26 protein-coding genes are annotated in these 22,288 nt (G+C 64.3%); 13 read left to right on the forward strand and 13 right to left on the reverse strand.

Annotation, left to right across the window (positions count from 1 at the left end; translation table 11 throughout):
- Window positions 1-109: 109 nt before the first annotated feature.
- Window positions 110-1,756: an acetolactate synthase large subunit gene (locus tag ACQY80_RS13360; protein WP_428680488.1), complete on the reverse strand. Its 1,647-nt coding sequence runs from the start codon at window positions 1,754-1,756 to the stop codon at window positions 110-112.
- 290 nt (window positions 1,757-2,046) lie between these two features.
- Here ACQY80_RS13360 and ACQY80_RS13365 point away from each other — a divergent pair, with 290 nt between their 5' ends.
- A complete protein-coding gene (locus ACQY80_RS13365) occupies window positions 2,047-2,742 on the forward strand; it encodes a glutamine amidotransferase (protein WP_428680491.1) in 696 nt (231 codons plus the stop codon).
- Window positions 2,743-2,810: 68 nt separating this feature from the next.
- Here the strand turns inward: ACQY80_RS13365 and ACQY80_RS13370 are convergent, their stop codons facing one another.
- The 3 genes from ACQY80_RS13370 to cobT all read right to left on the reverse strand — a co-directional run bounded on the left by ACQY80_RS13370 (window position 2,811) and on the right by cobT (window position 5,937).
- Entirely contained in the window at window positions 2,811-3,323 is a 513-nt protein-coding gene (locus tag ACQY80_RS13370) for a DUF2846 domain-containing protein (RefSeq protein ID WP_428680494.1), read from the reverse strand.
- Window positions 3,320-4,015, reverse strand: a complete 696-nt coding sequence (locus tag ACQY80_RS13375) for a hypothetical protein (RefSeq protein ID WP_428680497.1) — start codon at window positions 4,013-4,015, stop codon at window positions 3,320-3,322. Before ACQY80_RS13375 ends, ACQY80_RS13370 begins: the two co-directional genes overlap by 4 nt.
- A gap of 98 nt (window positions 4,016-4,113) precedes the next feature.
- Complete coding sequence (gene cobT, locus ACQY80_RS13380) at window positions 4,114-5,937, reverse strand: cobaltochelatase subunit CobT (protein ID WP_428680500.1); 1,824 nt, start codon at window positions 5,935-5,937, stop codon at window positions 4,114-4,116.
- A gap of 112 nt (window positions 5,938-6,049) precedes the next feature.
- Between cobT and ACQY80_RS13385 the strand changes: the two genes are divergently transcribed.
- Both ACQY80_RS13385 and ACQY80_RS13390 read left to right on the forward strand, forming a co-directional pair.
- Window positions 6,050-7,243, forward strand: a complete 1,194-nt coding sequence (locus ACQY80_RS13385; protein WP_428680502.1) for an MFS transporter — start codon at window positions 6,050-6,052, stop codon at window positions 7,241-7,243.
- Entirely contained in the window at window positions 7,240-7,374 is a 135-nt protein-coding gene (locus tag ACQY80_RS13390) for a hypothetical protein (RefSeq protein ID WP_428680505.1), read from the forward strand. The genes ACQY80_RS13385 and ACQY80_RS13390 overlap by 4 nt, the downstream gene beginning before the upstream one ends.
- Window positions 7,375-7,381: 7 nt before the next feature.
- Here the strand turns inward: ACQY80_RS13390 and ACQY80_RS13395 are convergent, their stop codons facing one another.
- The 5 genes from ACQY80_RS13395 to ACQY80_RS13415 all read right to left on the reverse strand — a co-directional run bounded on the left by ACQY80_RS13395 (window position 7,382) and on the right by ACQY80_RS13415 (window position 11,294).
- Window positions 7,382-8,566, reverse strand: coding sequence for an alpha/beta hydrolase (locus ACQY80_RS13395; protein ID WP_428680508.1), 1,185 nt, complete (start codon window positions 8,564-8,566; stop codon window positions 7,382-7,384).
- Between the two features lie 5 nt (window positions 8,567-8,571).
- Window positions 8,572-9,561: a cobaltochelatase subunit CobS gene (gene cobS / locus ACQY80_RS13400; protein ID WP_428680511.1), complete on the reverse strand. Its 990-nt coding sequence runs from the start codon at window positions 9,559-9,561 to the stop codon at window positions 8,572-8,574.
- 146 nt (window positions 9,562-9,707) lie between these two features.
- Complete coding sequence (locus ACQY80_RS13405; RefSeq protein WP_428680514.1) at window positions 9,708-10,163, reverse strand: DUF4189 domain-containing protein; 456 nt, start codon at window positions 10,161-10,163, stop codon at window positions 9,708-9,710.
- Between the two features lie 80 nt (window positions 10,164-10,243).
- Entirely contained in the window at window positions 10,244-10,681 is a 438-nt protein-coding gene (locus tag ACQY80_RS13410) for an ester cyclase (protein ID WP_428680517.1), read from the reverse strand.
- A gap of 22 nt (window positions 10,682-10,703) precedes the next feature.
- On the reverse strand, window positions 10,704-11,294 hold the full coding sequence (locus ACQY80_RS13415) for a J domain-containing protein (protein WP_428680520.1): 591 nt from the start codon (window positions 11,292-11,294) through the stop codon (window positions 10,704-10,706).
- 28 nt (window positions 11,295-11,322) lie between these two features.
- On the opposite strand from ACQY80_RS13415, the gene ACQY80_RS13420 reads away from it, so the two are divergent.
- The 8 genes from ACQY80_RS13420 to ACQY80_RS13455 all read left to right on the forward strand — a co-directional run bounded on the left by ACQY80_RS13420 (window position 11,323) and on the right by ACQY80_RS13455 (window position 16,920).
- On the forward strand, window positions 11,323-11,601 hold the full coding sequence (locus ACQY80_RS13420; RefSeq protein ID WP_428680523.1) for a BolA family protein: 279 nt from the start codon (window positions 11,323-11,325) through the stop codon (window positions 11,599-11,601).
- A gap of 11 nt (window positions 11,602-11,612) precedes the next feature.
- Window positions 11,613-11,972 carry a DUF2200 domain-containing protein gene (locus tag ACQY80_RS13425; protein ID WP_428680526.1) on the forward strand — a complete coding sequence of 120 codons (360 nt, stop codon included), beginning with the start codon at window positions 11,613-11,615 and terminating at the stop codon, window positions 11,970-11,972.
- A complete protein-coding gene (locus ACQY80_RS13430; protein ID WP_428680529.1) occupies window positions 11,969-12,340 on the forward strand; it encodes a cupin domain-containing protein in 372 nt (123 codons plus the stop codon). Before ACQY80_RS13425 ends, ACQY80_RS13430 begins: the two co-directional genes overlap by 4 nt.
- On the forward strand, window positions 12,340-13,224 hold the full coding sequence (locus ACQY80_RS13435; RefSeq protein WP_428680532.1) for a pirin family protein: 885 nt from the start codon (window positions 12,340-12,342) through the stop codon (window positions 13,222-13,224). The genes ACQY80_RS13430 and ACQY80_RS13435 overlap by 1 nt, the downstream gene beginning before the upstream one ends.
- 297 nt (window positions 13,225-13,521) lie before the next feature.
- On the forward strand, window positions 13,522-14,445 hold the full coding sequence (locus tag ACQY80_RS13440; RefSeq protein WP_428680535.1) for an alpha/beta fold hydrolase: 924 nt from the start codon (window positions 13,522-13,524) through the stop codon (window positions 14,443-14,445).
- Window positions 14,446-14,649: 204 nt separating this feature from the next.
- Window positions 14,650-15,423, forward strand: coding sequence for a helix-turn-helix domain-containing protein (locus ACQY80_RS13445; RefSeq protein WP_428680538.1), 774 nt, complete (start codon window positions 14,650-14,652; stop codon window positions 15,421-15,423).
- On the forward strand, window positions 15,416-16,636 hold the full coding sequence (locus ACQY80_RS13450; RefSeq protein WP_428680541.1) for a low temperature requirement protein A: 1,221 nt from the start codon (window positions 15,416-15,418) through the stop codon (window positions 16,634-16,636). The genes ACQY80_RS13445 and ACQY80_RS13450 overlap by 8 nt, the downstream gene beginning before the upstream one ends.
- A 26-nt stretch (window positions 16,637-16,662) precedes the next feature.
- Window positions 16,663-16,920: a hypothetical protein gene (locus tag ACQY80_RS13455; RefSeq protein ID WP_428680544.1), complete on the forward strand. Its 258-nt coding sequence runs from the start codon at window positions 16,663-16,665 to the stop codon at window positions 16,918-16,920.
- Here ACQY80_RS13455 and ACQY80_RS13460 read toward each other — a convergent pair.
- Window positions 16,904-17,323, reverse strand: coding sequence for a hypothetical protein (locus ACQY80_RS13460; RefSeq protein ID WP_428680547.1), 420 nt, complete (start codon window positions 17,321-17,323; stop codon window positions 16,904-16,906). The two genes, ACQY80_RS13455 and ACQY80_RS13460, sit on opposite strands and share 17 nt — an antisense overlap.
- An 8-nt stretch (window positions 17,324-17,331) precedes the next feature.
- Here ACQY80_RS13460 and ACQY80_RS13465 point away from each other — a divergent pair, with 8 nt between their 5' ends.
- Both ACQY80_RS13465 and ACQY80_RS13470 read left to right on the forward strand, forming a co-directional pair.
- Window positions 17,332-18,450 (forward strand): serine hydrolase domain-containing protein, encoded by a 1,119-nt coding sequence (locus ACQY80_RS13465; RefSeq protein WP_428680550.1) that lies wholly within the window; start codon window positions 17,332-17,334, stop codon window positions 18,448-18,450.
- A 410-nt stretch (window positions 18,451-18,860) separates the two neighbouring features.
- A complete protein-coding gene (locus tag ACQY80_RS13470; protein ID WP_428680553.1) occupies window positions 18,861-20,258 on the forward strand; it encodes a methyl-accepting chemotaxis protein in 1,398 nt (465 codons plus the stop codon).
- Here ACQY80_RS13470 and ACQY80_RS13475 read toward each other — a convergent pair.
- The 3 genes from ACQY80_RS13475 to ACQY80_RS13485 all read right to left on the reverse strand — a co-directional run bounded on the left by ACQY80_RS13475 (window position 20,249) and on the right by ACQY80_RS13485 (window position 22,281).
- Window positions 20,249-20,674 (reverse strand): GFA family protein, encoded by a 426-nt coding sequence (locus ACQY80_RS13475; protein WP_428680556.1) that lies wholly within the window; start codon window positions 20,672-20,674, stop codon window positions 20,249-20,251. The two genes, ACQY80_RS13470 and ACQY80_RS13475, sit on opposite strands and share 10 nt — an antisense overlap.
- Complete coding sequence (locus ACQY80_RS13480) at window positions 20,674-21,519, reverse strand: AAA family ATPase (protein ID WP_428680559.1); 846 nt, start codon at window positions 21,517-21,519, stop codon at window positions 20,674-20,676. Before ACQY80_RS13480 ends, ACQY80_RS13475 begins: the two co-directional genes overlap by 1 nt.
- A 90-nt stretch (window positions 21,520-21,609) precedes the next feature.
- Window positions 21,610-22,281, reverse strand: a complete 672-nt coding sequence (locus ACQY80_RS13485; RefSeq protein ID WP_428685868.1) for a DUF6975 family protein — start codon at window positions 22,279-22,281, stop codon at window positions 21,610-21,612.
- Window positions 22,282-22,288 lie beyond the last annotated feature (7 nt).

Consider the following 22,288-nt stretch of genomic DNA (forward strand, 5'->3'; position numbering starts at 1 on the left):
ACTCTGAAAGCGGGTGGGCCAGCAGCGGCGCGGATCGCCCACCCCGCTGCGACGAGCGAGCAAGCTCGCAAGTCTCACTACCCCTCCCGCAAGCGGGAGGGGAGCTAAGTTAGAGCTCCTTCGACAGCTTCTTGATGTCGATGTTGAGGATCTGGTCATTCTCCGAATAATCGACCGGGCAGTCGATCAGGTGGACGCCGGGCGTGTCGCGCGTGTGCGCGAGCAGCTCCTTCAAATGCGCGGCGCTCTCGACACGATGGCCATGGGCGCCATAGCTTTCGGCATATTTGACGAAATCGGGGTTGCCATAGGTAAGCCCCCAATCCTTGAAGCCCATGTTCGCCTGTTTCCAACGGATCATGCCATAGCTGTTGTCGTTGAGGATCAGTACTGTCATGTTGAGCCCCAGGCGGACCGCGGTCTCCATTTCCTGGCTGTTCATCATGAAGCCGCCGTCGCCGCAGATCGCCATGACCTTGCGTTCGGGATAGATCATCGACGACATCATCGCGCTCGGCAGGCCCGCGCCCATCGTCGCGAGCGCGTTGTCGAGCAGCACGGTGTTGGGGCGATAGGCGGTGTAACCGCGCGCGAACCAGATCTTGTACACGCCATTGTCGAGGCAGATGATGCCGTCGTCGGGCATCGCATCGCGGATCGACTGCACCAGATGCGGCGGAAAGATCGGGAAGCGCTCATCCTTGGCCAGCGGCGCGGTGTGGTCGACCTCGCCCTGACGATAGGCCAGCATATGGTCGAATTTCCAGCTGCCGTTCGGGACGATGTCTTCCTTGATCTGCCACACCGCATTGGCGATGTCGCCGATCACCTCGATATGCGGGAAATAGACGGGATCGACCTCGGCCGTCTTGCTGGAGATGTGGATCACCGTCGGGCCATCTTCCTTCATGAAGAAGGGCGGCTTTTCGATCACGTCATGGCCCAGATTGACGATGCAATCCGACGCCTCGACCGCACGGTGGACGAAGTCGCCCGCCGACAGCGCTGCGCAGCCGAGGAACTTCGGGTGCCGCTCGTCGATCACGCCCTTGCCAAGCTGGGTGGTCAGGAACGGGATGCCGGTCTTTTCGATGAACTGCAGCAGCATGCGACTGGTCATCGTGCGGTTGGCACCGGCCCCGATCACCAGCACCGGCGACTTCGCATTTTCCAGCGCCTTCACCGCTTCGCGGATCGATTTGGTGTCGGCGTTGGGGCGACGCGCATGGCTGCGCTTCAGCGGACGTGAATCGGTGTGCTCGTCGGCGATGTCCTCCGGCAGTTCGATATGGACCGCGCCCGGCTTTTCCTCTTCGGCCAGCCGGATCGCCTCGCGCACGCGGCTAGGGATATTGTCGCTGCTCGCCATCTGGTGCGTGAATTTGGTGATGGGCGACATCATCGAGCAGACGTCGAGAATCTGGAAGCGCCCTTGCTTCGATTTCTTGATCGGCTTTTGCCCGGTGATCATCATCATCGGCATACCGCCAAGCTGGGCATAGGCTGCCGCAGTGACGAAGTTGGTCGCGCCGGGGCCGAGCGTGGCAAGGCAGACGCCGGTCTTGCCCGTATGGCGCCCGTAAGTGGCGGCCATGAAGCCCGCGCCCTGTTCGTGGCGGGTCAGGATCAGCTTGATCTTCTTCGACCGCGACAGGCTGTCGAGGAAGTCGAGATTTTCTTCGCCCGGAACGCCGAAGATATATTCGACGCCTTCTTCTTCCAGGCATTCGATGAACAGGTCGGATGCTTTTTTCATGTGTCAGTCGCCCCCTCAGCCTTACACCATCTGGTGCGGCTCACAGCCCGTGCCGGCGACCCTGCAGCACAATGATGATGCAGTGTTTCCCGTCGTAGCCCCGCGAGTCCCTGCTGCACCGGACGCTTTTGTAACGGGACGAGAAGGGGTTGTCACCCGTCCGCTCGGCCGCACGCATCCCGTGCCGGATCGGGGCAACCCCTGCTGGAGCGGCTCCAACTAATTCTTCGTACGTTTTCGTCGCACGCGCATTGACGCGACCAAATTCTATCATTTAGGTTGAATTTGAAATGGCGAAGACCGGTCTCATCATCCGCCACGTGCCGCACGAAGGTATTGCGGGATATCGCGAGCCGATCGAGGCGGCGGGCTTTGAGCTCGACCGCATCGACGTCGACGATCCCGCGTTCGGCCGGGTCGACCTCACCGAACCCGACCTGCTGATCATGATGGGTGGCCCGATGGGCGTGTACGAGGTCGAGGAGCATCCGTGGATCACATGCCAGCTTCGCCGGCTGGAGCGGCGGATCGCCGCCGGCCGGCCGACGCTGGGGGTCTGCTTTGGCGCCCAGATGATGGCGGCGGCGATGGGCGCGCGCGTCTATCCGGGGCCGACCAAGGAGGTGGGTTTCCACCCGCTGTCCGGCATCGATCGCGAATCTCCGCTGCGTCACCTCGCCGATGTCGCGGTGCTCCACTGGCACGGCGACACCTTCGATTTGCCCGATGATGTTGAATTGCTGGGATCGAGCGAGGCCTATCCACATCAGGCCTTTCGCCGCGGACCCAATCTGTTGGCGCTACAGTTTCATGCCGAGATGGGTCTCGACCCCCGCTTCGATGCGTGGGTCGATCAATGGCCGTCGGCGCTGACCGAGGTCGGCAGTTCGCCGGCAAAGATGCGCGCGGCGCATAGCGAGCATGGTCCTGCTGCGGTGGCGGCGGGGCGCCTTATGGTCGCCGAATGGCTGGCCGGGCTGGAATGAGGAGGAACGGAGGCAAATCTTTCCTCGGATATTTGCCCCCGCCACCGTGATTTTAGATCGGGCGCCGCCTACTCGGTTTTTGCGGCCTCGCCAGCCGGGTTCGGCAGAACCTTCGGCCCGGCGTCGTCGGTGTCGACATATTTCAGCTTCGCGCTGTCCTTGTCGAATTCCTCGGGCGTGGACGGAGCGATATTCGGACGCCCGACCATGATCCCCATCTTGATCTTGCACTTCACATAATAGGTCTCGCCGGGCTCGACCTCGAGCGTCAGCAGGTCGGTCGCTTCGCTCTTGACCGTATAGCTGTGCGATCCGGCGTCGGTCGGCAGGATGAAATATTTGTTTGCCCCAAGCGCGCTCAGCCGTTCGCCATTTTCGTTCACGCCGCAGCCGAGGGCAAAGCCCATGCCGCCCGGACGATAAAAGACGACCTGGCCTTTGCCTTCGGGCGGGGCCGGGATGACCTTCTTCACACCCTTGCCGTCGTCGGATTTTTCTTCCTTGGCGATTGCCGGCGCCATGGTTCCGGTGACGGCTACCGCCGCCACGGCGAGCAACGCCGCCCCCATCAATTTCTTCATGCCTTTGGTTCCCCCGTTTCGGTAATCGTACTGGTTTCGGATGCGGCCGGTGTTGCCGCGACCCCGGGTGCGGCGGGTTCAGCCGCAACCGGATCGGCCGTCGCCGGAGCGACAGCGGATGGATCGCCGGGAAGGGCAACTGCCAGCTTGGCGGTCGCATACATTCCGGCCGGAATATCGGCATTCTTGCCATTGAGCGCGAAGATCAGCGGCATCGCGACGAGCCCGCCGGCGACGCTCGCTCCGAAAGCCAGGCCTTCATTATTGCCGCCGACGCCGCCCAGCTTCATCCCGCGCAGCGGAATTTGCCGCCCTTCGTAATCGAGATAGCGCGCGCCGAGGATCAGTTCGCCGGCCTTGCCGCCCCAACTCGACTTCGCCGAATGCACGACCTGACCGCGCCCGGTCGTTCCGGCCGGGATAAGGATCTGGTCGCCGAACATGACTGGCTGCAGCAATGTGATGGCATACCAGTCGCCGGTCTTGTGGGTCTTGCTGTTGATATTATCGTCGACGCGGATGTGAACCAGCGTCCCGGCGGGAACGTCGGTCGGCGGCACAGGGACGGGAAGGGCCTGCGCTTCCGCGGCCACGACGGGCGCATCCACTTGCGCCACAGCATTTCCTGCAGTCAGCGCGAGCGTCAAGGTCGCCGTGCCAGCAGCACGGCGCAAAAACACCGAAGTCAGCATGGATTGCGACCCCCTCCCCAAAGCGAAGGAATATCGCGCGATTTTTACATGGCAAGCGGGAATATATCCGGCCCGCGATCGCCGCCGCCGGGATTGGTTCAGTCGATGTCGAACAGTCCCGCGAGCTGCTCGACCATCGTGCCGCCAAGCTGTTCGGCGTCCATGATCGTCACCGCGCGGCTGTAATAGCGGGTGACGTCATGACCGATGCCGATCGCGCACAGTTCGACGGGTGACCGGTTCTCGATCCATTCGATCACCTGTCGCAGATGCTGGTCGAGATAGGCGCCATGATTCACCGACAGCGTGCTGTCGTCGACCGGCGCGCCGTCGCTGATCACCATCAGGATACGGCGTTCCTCGGGGCGGCCCACGATCCGGTGGTGCGCCCACATCAGCGCCTCGCCGTCGATATTTTCCTTGAGCAGCCCTTCGCGCATCATCAGGCCAAGCGACTTGCGCGCGCGGCGATAGGGTTCGTCGGCGGGCTTGTAGATGATGTGGCGCAAATCATTGAGGCGGCCGGGGTGCGCGGGGCGGCCGGCGGCGAGCCAGTCCTCGCGGCTCTGCCCACCTTTCCACGTCCGCGTCGTAAAGCCGAGGATTTCGGTCTTCACGCCGCAGCGCTCCAGCGTGCGGGCAAGAATGTCGGCGCTGATGGCGGCGATGCTGATCGGCCGCCCGCGCATCGAACCCGAATTGTCGATCAGCAGCGTGACCACCGTGTCGCGGAAGTCGGTGTCGCGCTCGACCTTGTACGACAGCGAGCTGCCGGGCGAGACGACGACGCGCGCGAGACGGGCGGCGTCGAGCTGGCCCTCCTCCTGATCGAAGTCCCATGCACGGTTCTGTTGCGCCATCAGGCGGCGCTGGAGCCGGTTCGCGAGCTTGGTCACGGCGCCCTGCAGATGCGTCATCTGCTGGTCGAGATAGGCGCGCAGGCGGGTCAGCTCGTCGGCGTCGCAAAGCTCGGTCGCCGCGATGATCTCGTCATGCTTTTCGGTGAAGCGGATATAGTTGAAGTCGGGAACGTCGGTCGGCAGGCGGTTGGGTCGGACGGGCAGCATGCCTTCGTCGCCTTCGCCGCCCATCTCTGGCTCGCCGTCGGCCTCCATTTCCTGCGCGTCGGGATCGGATTCGCCGTCGTCGGCCTGATCGCCGGCCATTTCGGCGCGGGCGTCGACCTGGCTCTCGCCGCTGCCGCCGTCCTCGCTTTCCTGTTCTTCCTGGCTCTCGTCGGCCTCGGTCTGGTCCTCCTCGCCAGTATCTTCCGAGCCCTGCTCCATCGGCTCGTCGCTGACGATCAGATCGAGGTGGCGGAGCGCGAGCTTCGCGGTTTCGGCAAAGGCGGCCTGATCGTCGATCAGCATCGCCAGCGCGGTCAGGTCGCCGCCGGCGTCCTTGGTGATCCATTCGCGGACCAGCGACAGGCCGGTTTCGGTGCCCTGTGGGGCCTGATCGCCGGTCAGCGCCTCGCGCAGCATCAACTCGAGCGCGCTCGAAACGGGAACATCTTCCTTTGCCTGCGCGCGGCTGATCGGGTCGGAGCGCATCCGCATCGCGAGCGAGGCCGACAGGTTGGCGCGCATCCCCGCCATGTTGCGCGCGCCCAGCGCCTCGACGCGCGCGCGCTCCATCGCGTCGAACGCGGCCGCGGCCAGCGGCTCGGACGGCCGCGCGGCATTGTGGACCTTCTCGCTGTGATGCTTCATCCGCAGCGCATAGCCGTCGGCGAAGCCGCGCGCTTCGGCAACTTGGTCGCGCGGCAGGGTGCGCGACGGGGTCGGCACCTTGATCGCCTTGCCGATCTGCACCGGCGCGTCGGCGGTAAAGCCGACCTCGACCTCCGGATCGCGCGTAACGGCGCGTGCTACGCTCGACAGCGCGGTCTTGAGGTCGTCGAGGGGGGATTGGCTTGCCATTTCGACTCGGCTCTAACCAGCTTTCGGCTTCCGGGGAAGATATCTATGCTTCCTTGACCTGACCCGGGCGGAAGAGCATCGCCGCCGTATGTCCTCCGCCCCAATCTCTCCCATGAAAAAGCCGTGGATCGTCATCGTCTGCGCGGCCTTCATCGTCACGCTGGCGATGGGGGTGCGACAGAGTTTCGGCCTGTTCCTGCCGCAGATGAGCGTCGATATCGGGATCAGCCGATCGGACTTCGGCCTCGCGATGGCGCTCCAGAACCTGCTGTTCGGGCTCGTCCAACCCTTCGTCGGCGCGCTGGCGGACAAGCATGGCGCGGGGCGCGTCGTGCTGGCGGGGGCGTTGCTCTATGCGGCCGGGCTCGTCGGCGTGGCGTTCGCGACCGATGCGATCGGTCTGCATATCAGCTTCGGCCTGATGATCGGCATGGCCCAGTCCGCGACGACCTTCGTCGTCGTGCTAGGCGCGGTCGGCCGCGTGGTCAGCCCCGAGAAGCGCAGCGGCGCGTTCGGCATCGTCACCGCGGGCGGTTCGCTCGGCCAGTTCCTCGTCGTGCCGCTCGCCTCGATGCTGCTCGGCGATGTCGGCTATCACCAGACCCTGTGGATCATGGCGGGCCTCGTCGCGCTTTGCGGCCTGCTCGCGATCGGCGTCGCGGGACGCACCGACACGCCGGGCACGCTGGTCGCCGAGGAGCAGACGGCGCGTGAGGCGCTGCGCGAGGCAGCCGCCCATCGGGGATATTGGCTGCTCAACGCCGGTTTTTTCGTCTGCGGCTTCCACATCGCCTTCATCGCGATCCACCTGCCGTCCTACCTCATAGACAAGGGTCTCGGAACGGACATCGGCTGGCAGGTGCTCGCGCTGGTGGGGCTATTCAATATTCTCGGTTCTTATGTCTTTGGTCGCGCCGGTGACGTGTTGCGGCAGAAATATGTGCTGTCCGCACTCTACACCGCGCGATCGGTCGTGATTGCGGTCTTCCTGTGCCTGCCGTTGACGCACTGGACAGCGCTCGCCTTTGCGGGCGCGATAGGCTTTCTGTGGCTCGGCACCGTGCCGCTGACGAGCGGGATTGTCGGGCGCATCTTCGGCATCCGCTACCTATCGATGCTCTATGGCATCGTGTTCCTCAGCCATCAGGTCGGCAGCTTTTTCGGCTCTTGGGTGGCCGGCGTGGTTTTCGACGCGACCGGCAGCTACGACATCGCCTGGGGCTTCGCGATCGCACTCGGCATCTTTGCGGGCCTCGTCCATCTTCCGATCGCCGACGCGCCGGTCAAGCGGCTGCAAGCCGCATGAGGCTGGCGCGGCAGGACTGGATCGCGCTCGCGCTGTTCCTGACCGTGGCAGCGGGCGGCCTGTGGCTCTGGACGGGGACGGGGCCCGTCGTCTGGCTCGCCAATTTCGTGATCCTCTGCAGCTTCGGCTGAGCCGCGTTCAATCTTCCTCGTCGCCGGCGATGCGGTGACAGATCGCATTGTCGTCGGGTTTGGGATCGGCGGGATCGGGGACGAGGCGAAAGATATGCGCCCATGGCGTCGCGACCCGCTCGGGCCGTGTGCTCTTTCCGGCGATCACGTCGATGAAATCGCGGCACGCAACCGCGCTGCGCAGGAAATTGCTGTGCCCCGTCGATCCGCGCGACACCTCGGTCGTGTCGATCACCGTGACGCCCGGCACTGCCTTCACATAACAGCGCTCGGGCAGGTCCTTGGCGCGCAGATCGGCGGCGTCGAACGGATCGAAGCAATAGGGCGACCCCAATCGGGGGTAGCCGTGCAGCGCGCGCGACGCCGCAAGCGCCTTGTCCTTCAGCGAGACGTAGATCGTCATATGCCGCCCGCGCTCGACGCGCTCGGGCGCCAGCACATCGTCGACGATATCGCGCTCGAAAGTCTCGCGGTCGATGTCGGGCGAGGCGAGGATGATGTTCGAGATGTTGGTCGTTCGCCCGGCACGGCGCGACAGCCGGTCGGCGGTCGCAACTGCCGGGATCACCAATCGCGCGCCGAGCGAATGCGAGACGATGACGATCTCCTTGACCCACGGCCGGTCGGCAAGCGTGCGCAGGAAGTCGCCGAAATGGCGGACGTCATGATACATGTTGGTCTCGTCGACCGCATATTTCAGCACCTGTCCCTGCGAGGGCCAGCTATATTCGATCACCGGCCCGTCGAAGCTGGTCATGCGCGCGATCTGCGCCGCGTCTTTCGACGTCGTCTCGAACGTTTCGCGATAGCCGTGCACGTAGAGCAAGACGCGGCCCTGCTTGCGATCGGTCTCGGCCTGCAGAGCCTGCCACCAGTCGCCTTCGTTCTGGAACGCCATCGGCGTCCGCAGCTTTTTCTTGCCGCCGACTTCGGTCTCGCGCGGTGCGGCGAAGCGGCCATAACGGACGGTGTCGCCGCGATGGTTGAGCAGGCTGATCGCGCCGGTGCGGCAGTCGGGCAGGCGGCTCGTCACGAAGAACAGCGGTAGCGCCGCATCATCGACGGACGCACCCGCCACCGCCGTGCAGCGCGGGTCGGCAACATAGGCTCCGTGCGGAATCTTGCCATAGTCGACCGGTGTCACACAGCCGGTCAGCGCCAGTGCGGCGGACGCCACCAACAGGTGGCGCATCGGCGTCACTTTCCGACGACCCCTTCGGGCAGATCCTCGCCGAACACGCGCTGATAATATTCGGCGACGATCATCCGTTCGGCTTCGTCGCACTTGTTCAGGAACGACAGGCGGAAGGCGAAGCCGAGATTGTTGAAGATCGCGGCATTCTGCGCCCAACTGATCACGGTACGCGGCGACATGACGGTCGAGATGTCGCCGTTGATGAAGCCCTGACGCGTCAGATCGGCGACCTTGACCATATTGGCGACGGTCGTGTCGTCGGTGCCCGGCACTTTCTTCAGGATGATCTCGCTTTCGGTCGCGGCGGGCAGATAGTTCAGCGTGACGACGATGTTCCAGCGGTCCATCTGGCCCTGGTTGATCTGCTGCGTGCCGTGATACAGCCCGCTCGTGTCGCCGAGGCCGACCGTGTTCGCGGTCGAAAAGAGGCGGAAGTGCGGGTTCGGGCGGATCACGCGGTTCTGGTCGAGCAGCGTCAGCTTGCCTTCGGCCTCCAGCACGCGCTGGATCACGAACATCACGTCGGGACGGCCCGCGTCATATTCGTCGAAGACCAGCGCAGTGGGCGTCTGCAGCGCCCAGGGGAGCAGGCCTTCGCGGAATTCGGTGACCTGCTTGCCGTCCTTCAGCACAATCGCGTCGCGGCCGACCAGATCGATGCGGCTGATGTGCGCGTCGAGGTTGACGCGGATGCACGGCCATTTGAGCCGCGCGGCGACCTGCTCGATGTGGGTCGACTTTCCGGTGCCGTGATAGCCCTGCACCATGACGCGGCGATTGAACTTGAAGCCGGCGAGGATCGCCAGCGTCGTGTCGCCATCGAAGACATAGGCGGGGTCAAGGTCGGGAACGCGCTCGTCGGCTTCGCTGAAGGCCGGGACCATCATGTCGATATCGACGCCGAACATCTCACGCGCGCTGACCTCGACATCGGGCGCCGCGAGGAGCGTCGAGCCGTGGTGGTCGGGAAGGCTGTTCGGAATATCGGTCATGGCAAAAGTCCAGCGCAAGCAAACAGGGAGAGTCGCCGCCGGGCGGCGCTTCGCCGTCGCGGTATCTTCATGGGTTGCACGTTGCAACGTCTATTCTGGCGTTGAGGAGCCGTCGCGCCGGTCGTGCGAACGCCGGCGGCATGCTCTTACCACTCCTCTTCGTCCTCCAGCGTGTCGCTGATCGAATAGACGACCGTCCCTTCGCCGCCGCCCGAACTGTTGCAGGCCTTGATCTGATGGACGCAGCTTTCGCCGGTATAAAGTTCGGCGGAGCAGGTCTTCAGCGATTGCGCGGTCGCTTCGGTCAGCTTGGGCTCGGTCGCCCATCCGAAGGCGCGCGTTTCGAAACCGGCGTCGTTCGCCCGGTGGAACGAACCGCAGGCGCGGCCCGAAAACACCAGCACGACCTCGCAGGATGGCTGGCCGCATTTCGCCAGTGCGGCCTTCTCCGCGTCCGCACGGCTCGCCTGATCGGCAACCGCGAAGCCGCGAAAGCCGCCTTCCAGATCCTCGACCAGCGCGGCATAGCGCGGTTGCCCGGGCGCGGCAGCACCCGTCAGCGTAAGCGCCGCGAGCGCGGCCACAGTCCATTTCAGTTTCATATACGATCCCCCGATCGACCCCGCCGCAACGCTATGTCAGGCAACGTCGGCGATCAAGGCCCTATGAATGCGGGGAAATGTCAGAGGAGGCCGAGCGCCTTCATCACCGCCGACTGGTCGTAATAGGGGCGCTCGCAGACGATCTTGTCGCTGCCCGGCGCGAATTCGAAGCTCGCCGCGATCCGGATGCGGAAGGCGTTGCCAGTGGGTTCGATCGTGCGCAGGCCCAGCTTCAGCGGACCCAGATGCGTGCCGGTCAGCCAGAATTCGACCAGCACCGTATTGGTGGCCGCGTCGGCGGCGATCGCGATGACCTCGTTCGCCTGATCGGGAAAGGGTTCGCGTGAAGCTGCGAAATAGGAACGCACCGCCGTCTCGCCGTCGAAGATCGTGCCGGGGCCGAGCAGCTCGTATCGCGGATGCTCGAAGGTTGCGAGGACGCCGTCCCAGTCGTGCGTGATTTCCAGTGCCATGTGGCGGCGGACGGTTTCGATCCGCCGTTCGTCAAGGTCGCTCATCGTCGCTCTCCCGTGCGAAGACCTATGCGAAAGCCTTCGTCTTTCTCAGCAGCTGATATGCCGCAACAACCTCGCCGAGTCTCGTCTCGAAACTGCGATCGCCGCCGTTCCGGTCGGGGTGATATTTGCGGACGAGTTCGCTGTAGCGGCGGCGGAGCGCGGCGCGGTCGGCATCGGTCGGCAGCCCCATCAACTCGAGCGCGCGATGCTCTTCGCGATTGAAACGCGGGTCGGCCGCCGCACGGCGTGCCTCGTTCATCCGTTGGCGGAACCGGGCGCCGAGCGCGTCCATCGGATCCTTGAAATCGGCCCAGCGCGGGGGCAGGTCGGCGCTGCCCGCAGCGCGAAAGGCCCGGCTTTCGGTTTCCCAGCCGGCGGTAGGCGATTGCGCCGCCATGATCTGGTCGGCGCTCATGCCCTCGAAGAAATTATAGCCCGCGTTGAACTCGCGCACATGGTCGAGGCACAGGAAGCGATAGGGCGGGGGGCCATCGGGCGAGCGGTGCTGCGTTACGGGCGCACGAAATTCGCCGGCTTCGCGGCAGCCGGGAACGGCACAGGGGGCTTCGCGCGGAACGCGGCCGTGGAATCGGGGGGAGCGGGGGCTTGTCATGCGGATTGTCCGGCCCCAACATGGGGGCATGACACAAAAAGGTCCAGTGCAACGCGAGATGGAAGAGCGGCTGACCGCCGCTTTTCCCGACGCAAATTTTCTCCTCAGCAACGATAGTGCCAAGCATCATGGCCATGCCGGCGACGATGGATCGGGCGAATCGCATTTCAGCCTGAGCATCGAATGGGGCGGTTTTGCCGGCCAGAATCGGGTCGCGCGCCAGCGGGCGGTTAACAAGGCGCTTGGCGATATGCCCGGCAACCGCGTCCACGCGCTGGCGATAAAAGCGAGTGCGCCCGGAGAATAGGATCAGCGGATATGGCCGGGCATCGCATCTATTCGACGAGCTTTTCGAGCGTTTACCCCCATTATGTCGCGAAGGCCGAACGCAAGGGGCGGACCAAGGCCGAGGTCGACGAGGTTATCCGCTGGTTGACCGGCTACGACCAGACGCAACTCGATGCGCAGATCGCCGCAAAAACCGATTTCACGGGTTTCTTCGCCGGGGCGCCGAAGATGAACATTGCGCGGGCGGAAATTAAAGGCCTCGTCTGCGGCGTGCGCGTCGAAGAGGTCGCCGAACCGCTGATGCGCGAGATCCGCTATCTCGACAAGCTGATCGACGAACTCGCGAAGGGCAAGGCGATGGAAAAGATATTGCGAAGGGCCGCTTCATGACGATCGACAAGGTCAATCTCGCCGACGCCTTTGCGACGTTCCACGATCACTGGAACCCGCGGGTCGCAGGCGACATAAACAATTTCCAGGTCAAGCTGGTGAAGTTCGCCGGCAAGTTCGACTGGCACCATCATGACGCCGAGGACGAATTGTTTCTCGTCGTGTCGGGCCGGATGAAGATGGGGCTGCGCGATGGCGACGTGATCGTCGGGCCGGGCGAATTTATCATCGTGCCGTACGGCACCGAGCATTGCCCCGAGGCGGTCGATGGCGAATGCCATGTGCTGTTGCTCGAACCCGGTTCGACGCGCAACACCGGCAATGTCGAAACCGAAAAGACGAAAAAGACGCTGGAAAGGCTCGATTGATGTTCACTGTCATCACTCCCTCGACCCACGATATCGGCGCGTTCGACGTTCGGCGCACGCTACCGGACAAGGAACGGACGATGGTCGGGCCGTTCATTTTCGTTGACCAGTTCGGCCCGGCGCATTTCGATATCGGGCAGGGGATGGATGTGCGGCCGCACCCGCACATCAACCTGTCGACACTGACCTATTTGTTCGAAGGCGCGATCGACCATCGCGACAGCCTCGGCACTTATGCGACGATCCGTCCCGGCGCGTGCAACCTGATGACCGCCGGTCGCGGCATCGTCCATTCGGAGCGGACGCCGCGGGCCGAGCGCGCCACGGGCTCGCCGATCTCGGGCATGCAGACCTGGCTCGCGCTTCCCGACGGCAAGGAAGAGATCGATCCGGCGTTCGAGCATGTCGCCGCGGGCGATCTGCCGCTGGTCGAGGATGGCAATGTCTCCGCCCGCGTGATCATGGGTAGCCTGTGGGGCGCGACAGCACCGACGACGCAGCATGCCGCGACCATCTATGCCGACATCATGATGAACGCGGGAGCGAGCCTGCCGATCGAGGCCGAGGCCGACGAGCGCGCGGTCGTCGTCGCGATGGGCGACGCGACCCTCGATGGCGAGCCGCTCGACCGCTATAGCCTTTATATTCTGAAGCCCGGACAGGCGATGACGCTGCGCGCCGCCACCGACGCGCGCGTGATGCTGCTCGGCGGCGAGGCTTTCACGACGCCGCGGCACCTGTGGTGGAACTTTGTGAGTTCCTCGCGCGACCGGATCAACGAAGCGAAGCACGACTGGAAGGATCGCAAATTCCCGCTCGTCCCCGGCGACAGCGAGGAGTTCATTCCGATCCCGGAAGTGCCGAAAACGCCCGGTTATCCGTGAAGGGTAGTTGACGACCGAAAGGCGACATTTTTAGCATCGTCAACCTGAACTTGTTTCAGGATCCATGGCCGGCCTTTTCCTTAAGCTCTGCGCCGGACGAGGGCTCGGTCCATGGATGCTGAAACAGTTCAGCATGACGAGAATTGAAAGGCAGGAATCCCACCCCAGAGCCAACACAGCCTTCAAATGGGCCTTATCCTACATTATCCGGCTGTCATCGACCCGCCATTTGTTGCAGCTTGCCAGCAGCGACGACGTCCGCCAGACGGTTTCGAAACGAAACCAAAGGAGCGATGCATGAGCGGCGATTTCGAGCAGAAGAGGGTGGCGCTGTCGACCGGGGTCGAACTCGACGTCGTCGATGTCGGGCCGCGTGATGCACCGGTGCTGATCTTCCTGCACGGCTTTCCGGAATCGCACCGCACGTGGCGCTTTCAGCTGCCGCATTTCTCGGACCGCTTCCGCTGCATCGCCCCCGATCAGCGCGGCTATCGCGGATCGTCGAAGCCGAAGGATGTTGAGGCTTATACCCCCGACAAGCTGATCGCCGACATCTTCGCGCTCGCCGACGCGCTCGGCGTCGACGACTTCACGATCGTCGGCCACGACTGGGGCGGGGCGATTGCGTGGGGCGTCGCGCTCGGCGGCCAGCCGGGCAGGCTGCATCCGCAATGGGCGGGCCGCGTGACCCGCGCGGTGATCGCCAATGCGCCGCATCCGGCGATCTTTCAGCGGCTGCTGCTCACCAACCCGGAACAGCGCGAGGCGAGCCAATATATCCGTACCTTCCGCGATCCGGCAAGCGATGCAATCATCGAGGAGCATGGCATCGCAGGCATTCTCGCGCATGCCTTTGCCGGCCGCGTGCCGAGCGGCGGTATCCAGCCGCCTGACGAGATCGCCCGCCTGCTGAAGGATTGGGAGGATCGCGACACCTGTCGCGCGATGATCAACTGGTATCGCGGATCGCCCGCGAATGTCCCGGCGATGGACGAGCCCTATGCCGAGCCGGCGGCCGTTCCGTTCCCGACACTGACCATTCCGACCCTCGTCGTCTGGGCGCTCGACGACGTCGCGCTGCCCGCCTGCAACCTCGACGGAATGGACGAACTCGTCCCCAATTCGGTGATCGTGAAGGTGCCCGGCTGCGGCCATTTCGTGCCGTGGGAAAAGCCCGAAGCGGTCAATGTCGCGATGGACGAATTCCTCGCCAACCGCTGATGCGGCGCGCCTTTTAAGACCATAAAATTTAAGGAAAAAGTTGGCAGGCGGCAGGGGTGCCGCCGCCTGCCGGGAGGGGTCGGTTCTGCGGGGTTGCCGCATTTCTTCAAATCATGCACCCGTCTAGCTCGGGCGCGAGTTAACCATAAGTTTGCCCCCTATTGCAGGCTTTCAGATTCTCCCATTGCTGCCATATTTGCAGTCATGAAAACGGGCAGGCTCAGGGCGGTCACGAAGGTAGACCGGATCGACGGCCCTTCCAGCTGGACGATTGAAGGCGAAGCGCACCGGCTGATCCTGCACGAGGCGGGCAGCTACCACTGGCTCGAAACCTGGCTTGACGATCATCGTACCTCGCTTGGCGATCCGTTGCCGGGCGAGATGTGGTTCATCCCTGCGGGGCATATCTACCGCGCTGCGGCGAAGGGCGGCGGTGTACGGATCATCGAAATCGAAATTCCGACGTCGCGGCTCGCGGTTCCGAAAGATGCGCGCCCGATCGCGGCGCATCAGGACCGGATGATGGCGGCGCTGATGCGCGAGATTGCCGTCGGCGAAACCAAAGCCGGTGGCGCGCTGTTGGCGCTGCTCGCAGAAACGCTCGCGCGGCGGGTCGAGCGGCCGCTGTCGCCCGCGGTCATGGAACGCATCGATCATCTGATGGCGTCGATCCAGACGCAGCTCGAAATCCAGATCACGGTCGAGGATATGGCGGCGGAGGCGGGCATGTCGGTAAACAGCCTGATCGCGAACTTCGCGCGGGCGACCGGCTGGACCCCCGCGCAATATGTGCTGCACCAGCGGCTGCGCCGCGCCTGCTGGTTCCTTGCCAACCGCCCGCTTTCGGTTGCCGAGATCGCGTTCGCGACGGGCTTCTCCAGCCACGCGCATCTCTGTGCTGCCTTTCGCCGCAAGCTTGCTATGTCACCGGGGGAATGGCGCGCATTTGCGAAGGGGAGGGCCGAACTCGATGGCTAGGGCGAATTTATTCCGGGTGCGTGAGGGGCATGGGCACGCGCCCGTAACCAATATCGAGCTGTTCTTCGATCTGGTGTTCGTTTTCGCGATTACCCAGCTGTCGCACGCGCTGCTCGCACATCTCGGCTGGCTCGGAGCGCTCCAGACGCTGCTTATGCTTTTCGCGGTCTGGTGGGTGTGGATCTTCACGACCTGGGTCGCCAACTGGCTCGATCCCGACCGAGCGAATGTACGGTTGATGCTGATCCTTCTGATGCTCGGCGGGCTCGCGCTGTCGAGCTCGATCCCGACCGCTTTCGGCAAGAATGGCTGGCTGTTCGCCGCGGCGTACTGTTCGATGCAGATCGGCCGCACACTCTATATGGTCTGGGCGAGCCGGGGCATCCACGATGGCCGCGCCCGCAATTTCACGCGCATCCTGTTCTGGCATTTCCTGTCGCTGCCCTTTTGGGTCGGCGGCGCGCTGGCCGAGCCGGAGATGCGGCTGGTCCTGTGGGGCGCCGCCTTGCTCGTCGATTATATGGGCCCGATCACCTTCTTCCCGACCCCCGGCCTCGGCCGGTCAAAGGGCAATGACTGGGATATCTCGGGGGCGCATATGGCCGAACGCTGCGCGCTGTTCGTGATCATCTCGCTCGGCGAAGGAGTGCTGATCACCGGCGCGACTTTTGCCACGCTGCCGCAGGACGGTCTGCACTGGCTGGCCTTCGCGATCTGCTTCCTCGGATCCGCAGCGCTCTGGTGGCTCTATTTCGATACCGGCGCGGTGCGCGGCAGCGCGCGGATCGAGGCCAGCGATCAGGCCGGCCTCCTCGCGCGCAACGCCTATACCTATTGGCATATCCCGATTGTCGCCGGGCTCGTCGTGTCGGCGGTCGCGGACGAGATGCTGCTGATGCATCCCTATGGCCATATCGAGCCACAGTTTCTGGCAGTCACGGTCGGCGGCGGACTGCTGTTCCTGATCGGCAATATGGGGTTCAAAAAGACGACCAACGACCGCGGCCTGCCGCCTTTTTCGCACATGATCGGTGCGGTGCTGCTCATCGTGGCCGGTGCGGCGGCGTGGTTCCTTCACTGGCAACCGATCGCGCTCGGGATCGCGGCGGCCGCCGTCCTGACCTTCACCGCGATCTGGGAATGGAGCAGCTATAACGGCGGCTGGCGACGCTGGGCGCCGTGGATCGGCCGGTTTCAAAGCGCCGACACCTAAATCATCTGTGGGGAGTATCAGGGACCATGTCGCATACCGTTATCATGCTGATCGCCGGCGTCGCCTTGCTGATCGTGCTGCGCCTGTTCGTTCGCGACAAGGCGCGCGCGACATTTGCCTTTCTGTTCCTGTGGCTGATCGTTTCGGTCGGCAACCTGCTCGTCGGCGTGCTGTCGGCGGGCTATGGCTGGGGTGAAGAGGCGGTGGTGTGGCTGCTCGTCTTCGGCGCCCCGGCGGCGCTCGCGCTGATCACCGCGCGCCTCGGCCCTAATTCGCGGGGTTGATCAGGCAGCCGCTGGCGCCCGCGTAGCGCGCGCTGCGCGAGGCGAGCAGCGGCACGCTCCCGGTCACCGTCTTCGTCGCCGGATCGTCGCTCAGCGACACCAGCTCCATCCCCGGCTCGAAATCGCTCTGGCAGCTGTCGAGGCTGCGACCCTGCACGTATCGGCATGAACAGCCGACGCGCGCGGCATAGGCCGACCCGAGTTCCGCCTGCGCCTTGAACGAGGGGAATTTCCACACAAGGAAGATCGCGAGCAGCACCCCGAAGCCGATGATCCACGGCAAACAGCCGCCGCTTTTGCCGCCGCGGCGCTTGCGACCGTGCAGATGCGGCGGCACTTCGGGGCGCGGCGCGCCCGGACGCTGCTCGCCCGTTGCCGTATCGGGTGGGTTGGTGTTAGTCACGGTGCGTCATGATCACGAAAAAAGCCATGCTGGCAAGTGCCGCACTGCTGCTGCTCGGCGGCTGGTCGTTGACGCAGGCGGCGGGGCAGGGTGCCTTACCCGAACCCCGGCCGGTCGATGCATCCGAAGCACTGCCGGCGCTCGATCCGGCAATCAAGGGCAAAGCCGACGCCCTGTTCGCCGATGCGGGCGATGTCGGCGAGACACGCGCGCTGCTCGTGCTTCAGGATGGCGAACTGGTCTACGAACGCTATGGGCAGGGCTTCGACCGCAATTCGAAACTGATCAGCTGGTCGATGGCGAAAAGCATCACGGCGGTGCTGACCGGCTTCCTCGTCGCCGACGGCCAATTGTCGCTTGATGGGCCGGCCCCGGTTGCGGCCTGGCAGCGAAGCGGCGATCCGCGCGGCGCGATCACGCTGCGGCATTTGCTCCACATGTCCTCGGGGCTCGAGCATGTCGAAACCGGCGATCCGGTGTGGAAGGGCGATACTGTCGACATGCTCTTCGGCGGCGGCGCGGGCGACATGGCGGGCTTTGCCGAGGCCAAGCCCGCCGCCGCCAAACCCGACGAGATTTTCAACTACAGCTCGGCGACCAGCGTCATTCTGGCCGACATCGTCGCCGACACGCTGACCCCGTCGGACAATCCCGAAGCGCGCCGCGACGCGATGCTCGACTTCATGCGCGGCCGGCTGACCGAACCGCTCGGCATGACCAGCCTGACCCCCGAGTTCGATGCCAGGGGCACGATGATCGGTGGATCGGTGATGCACGCGACCGCGCGCGACTATGCGAAGTTCGGCGAGTTTCTGCGCAACCATGGCGTCGTCGACGGTCAGCGGTTGCTGCCCGAAACCTGGATGCGCTTCATGCTGACGCCGTCGCAGGACGACGCCGGCTATGGCGGCCATATCTGGCTCAACCGCCGTCGCCCGCCGGGCAGCGACGCGGCGCTTTGGCCCGACCGCGGCCCCAACGACCTGTTTGCCTGTATCGGCCATCAGGGCCAGTACATCATCGTCTCGCCGTCGCAGCGGGTAACGATTGTGCGGCTGGGTATCACCCGCGATGATGAATTCCCGGCGCTCCGCCGGCATCTGGCGGATTTGACCGCAGCGCTTTGATTCATTGGGAATTTGCCCGGACGTCCGGTAACGACCGATTGCAGACGTTCTGAGCCTCCGCTAAATCGAGCGACGCTAGCAGGGGATAAAATAATGTTACCACAACCCATGTCGCTAGAATTCGACTTAACTGCCGTGGGGTTCTTCTTACTGATAGCCGCCATGCCCCAACGCATGCTCAAAATTGCCAGCTTCGGTCGAGCAAATCCCCTGAGTCCGAAAGAAGTTATCGGATGGCGCATATTTGCAGGATTTTTCGCGATCGCGGCGGCGCTGCAAGCAATCTCAAAAATGTCGACATAAAGTCCGCTTCCCACCCCTAAGTCGCCTCGTCACGCTCACCACCCATTGACGCCCCATTAACCAATGTTCGGCATATCTTCGCGATCATTCAGGGACGTGGGTGCGCGATGAAATTCGATCCGATCAATCCGGCGGCACAGATTCTCGACCAGTCGGTCGCGAGCGATTGCGGCGAGCTGGCGGTGGGCTGCAGCGATGCGGCCGGCCGTATCAAGCGCGCCACCGACCAGATGGATCGCCAGATTTCCGAACTCGGCCGCCTGGAAGAGTTCGTCGTCAGTCTGGAGGCCGACCAGCGGCAGATCGCGGATTCCACCGACGAGGCGAAGCTGCTGTCGGCGCGCGCCTGCGAACAGCTCGATGCCGGGGCGGAGCGCGTCAATGGCGCGGTGACCGAATTCCGGTCGGTTATCGACCTGATCGCGCGACTGGGCACGCACGTCACCAATTTCGCTGCGGTGATGGAGCAGGTGCAGCAGGTCAGCCAGTCGATCGAACAGATCGCCAAGACCACAAACATGCTGGCGCTTAACGCCGCGATCGAGGCCGAGCGTGCGGGCGATGCCGGGCGGACCTTTGCGGTCGTCGCCGCAGAGGTGAAGAAGCTGGCGCAGAATACGCGCAGCGCCACCGACGAGATCCGCCGCTCGATCGGCAGCCTTGCCGCCGAAGCGGGCGGGCTGGTCACCGAGATCCAGTCGGGGGTCGAACAGTCGAGCCGCGCCGAGGCGCAGTTCGAGACGATTACCGATGCGCTGCACGATGCGACGCATCTTGTCGCGCTGCTCGACGACCAGAGCGACCGTATCGCGCAGTCGAGCGCGATGGTGCATGCCAATGGTGCACGGGTCCGCGAAGCGATGGATCGCGTCGTTCATTCGGTGCGCGACAACAGCGCGATCCTCGACGGCACGCGCTCGTCGATCCTGTCGATGGAGCATGTGTCGAACCGCATGTTCAACGCGGTGATCTCGGCCGGGGTCAGCCCCGCCGATTCCGCGATCGTCGAGCTCGCCTCGCGCGTCCGCGACCGCTTCGTCACTCTGGCCGAGGATGCGATCGCCGACGGCAAGCTGACGATGGAGCAGCTGTTCGATACCGACTATGTCCGCGTGCCGGGGTCGAACCCCGAACGCTTCCGCACGACGCTCTGCGACTGGGCCGATGCCAACTGGCGTCCGTTGTTCGACCAGATCGTTGCCGAGCATCCCGAGATCAAGATGTCGTCGGCGGGCGACATGAACGGCTTTCTGCCGACGCACATCACCGACTGTTCGCGCGCTCCGACCGGCGACGTCGAACATGACACCGCGCACTGCCGCAACGGCCGCATCCTCTATGACGAGACCGACGCGGCGGCGAAGCACAGTAACGCGCCGTTCTTCATGACCGTCTATCGCCAGGAAGGCGACGGCATCAACTACCTGACCGTCCGCAACGTCTATATGCCCGCGATCATCAACGGCCGGCGCTGGGGCGACGTCGAGGTCGCCTATCAGCTCTGAGGGGCGGGCGGAACCGGCGGCTGTGCCGGATATTGCTCCATCGCCGGATCGAGAACCGCCCACCCGGGCGCCTCGCTCGTCCAGATCGCCATCGTCGGTTTGAACTCATGTGCCCGGTCGAGCACGCCGAGCCGCACGACGCGCATCTGCGGCCGGGCCGAGGAGCCGCCGAGGATCGGCGTGCCGCAGGCTGGGCAGTGGGTGCGGGTCAGCATGTTGCCGCTATCGGCAACATAATCATATGACGCGGTCGGCCCGTCGATCGTGATATCGGCGGTCAGGAAGACGGCGTTGTTCGTCGGTCCGCCCGCCGCGATCTGCTGGCAGCGCCGGCACCAGCATTGGCGCACCGCGAGCGGTTCGCCGTCGATCCGGAGTTCGACCGCGCCGCAGGAGCAGCGGCCGGTGTAGGCCATCAGCTTCCCTGACGACGCGCCATGAAGGCGAGCTTTTCGAACAGCATCACATCCTGTTCGTTCTTGAGCAGCGCGCCGTGGAGCGGCGGGATCGCTTTGCCGACGTCGCGGTTCTGAAGCACTTCGAGCGGCATATCCTCGTTGAGCAGCAGCTTCAGCCAGTCGATGAGCTCGCTGGTCGAGGGCTTTTTCTTGAGGCCGGGGACGTCGCGCACCTCGTAGAAAATGTCCATCGCGCGGCTGACCAGCGTTTTCTGGATGCCCGGGAAGTGCACCTCGACGATTTCGGCCATCGTGTCGCGGTCGGGGAATTTGATATAGTGGAAGAAACAGCGGCGCAGGAAAGCGTCGGGCAGTTCCTTTTCATTGTTCGAGGTGATGACGACGATCGGGCGTTCTTTGGCACTGACCGTCTCGTCGGTCTCGTACACATGGAAGGCCATGCGATCGAGTTCCTGAAGCAGGTCGTTCGGGAATTCGATATCGGCCTTGTCGATCTCGTCGATCAGCAGGACGGGAAGCTTGGGGCTGGTGAATGCCTCCCACAGCTTGCCCTTGCGAATATAGTTGCGGATGTCGTGGACACGCTCTTCGCCGAGCTGACCGTCGCGCAGGCGCGCGACCGCGTCATATTCATAGAGGCCCTGTTGCGCCTTCGTCGTCGACTTGATGTTCCAGGTGATCAGCGGCGCGTCGAACGCCTTCGAAATCTCTTCGGCCAGCACGGTCTTGCCGGTGCCGGGTTCGCCCTTCACGAGCAGGGGCCGGCGAAGCATCGTCGCGGCGTTGACGGCAACCTTCAGGTCGTCGGTGGCGATATAGGCGCTGGTACCATCGAAACGCATCGGCTCTTTCCCTTAACGTGAACGTCAAGCGAAATGGCACAGCGGGGCAGGGGGTGCAAGTGAATCTCCCCGTCCCGCGACGGTCGGCGGTTACGGGTGGGCGCGGCTGGCGGCGCGGGCGGCGAGAAGATCCCACAGGCCGCTGTGCTGCGCGATGAGCTGCTGCGCGCCGAAAGCGACGGCGCGTTCGACCGCCGGGCCGTCGGCGATCTGCGCCGCGACGCGTGCGGTATCGCGCAGGTCGGGCAGGGTGCAGCGCGGTGTCGCAAGCTCGAGCCGCTGGGCGCTGATGTCGAGCAGCACGCGGATCGTGCGCCAATCGAGCGTCAAGGCGATCGCCGCGCCCATCGCGCAGCCCTGACGATCCGATTCGGCGAGCATGTCGAGCGCGCGGCGCTGGGCGGCGACGGCCGCCTCGCATTGTGCCTGACCCTGCGTGCTCGGCACGGGGCCGACCGCCGAGGCGATTTTCGAGAGGAAGGCACGTTCCTGGGCAAAGGCCTGTGCGGCCTCCTCCATCCATTTGCGCGACGCGGGATCGACCGCCTTGCGCACCGCGCTGTCGACGACACCCGGATATCGGCCGTGGAGCAGGCACAGGAAATGCACCGCATCGGCAAGGTTGCGCATCGCATCGGGGCCGCTCGACAGCGCGCCCGACTTGACATGTGCGTGCGCGCCGGTGCCTTCACTGGCGACCAGATTATCGAGCAGTTCGGCGACGCCGCGCGGTTGCAGCTTGGGCTGGGTCGACTGGCTCAACGCTTCA

Origin of the sequence: Sphingopyxis sp. (assembly GCF_965279755.1) — a bacterium.
In the GTDB taxonomy this organism is placed as follows: Bacteria; Pseudomonadota; Alphaproteobacteria; order Sphingomonadales; family Sphingomonadaceae; genus Sphingopyxis.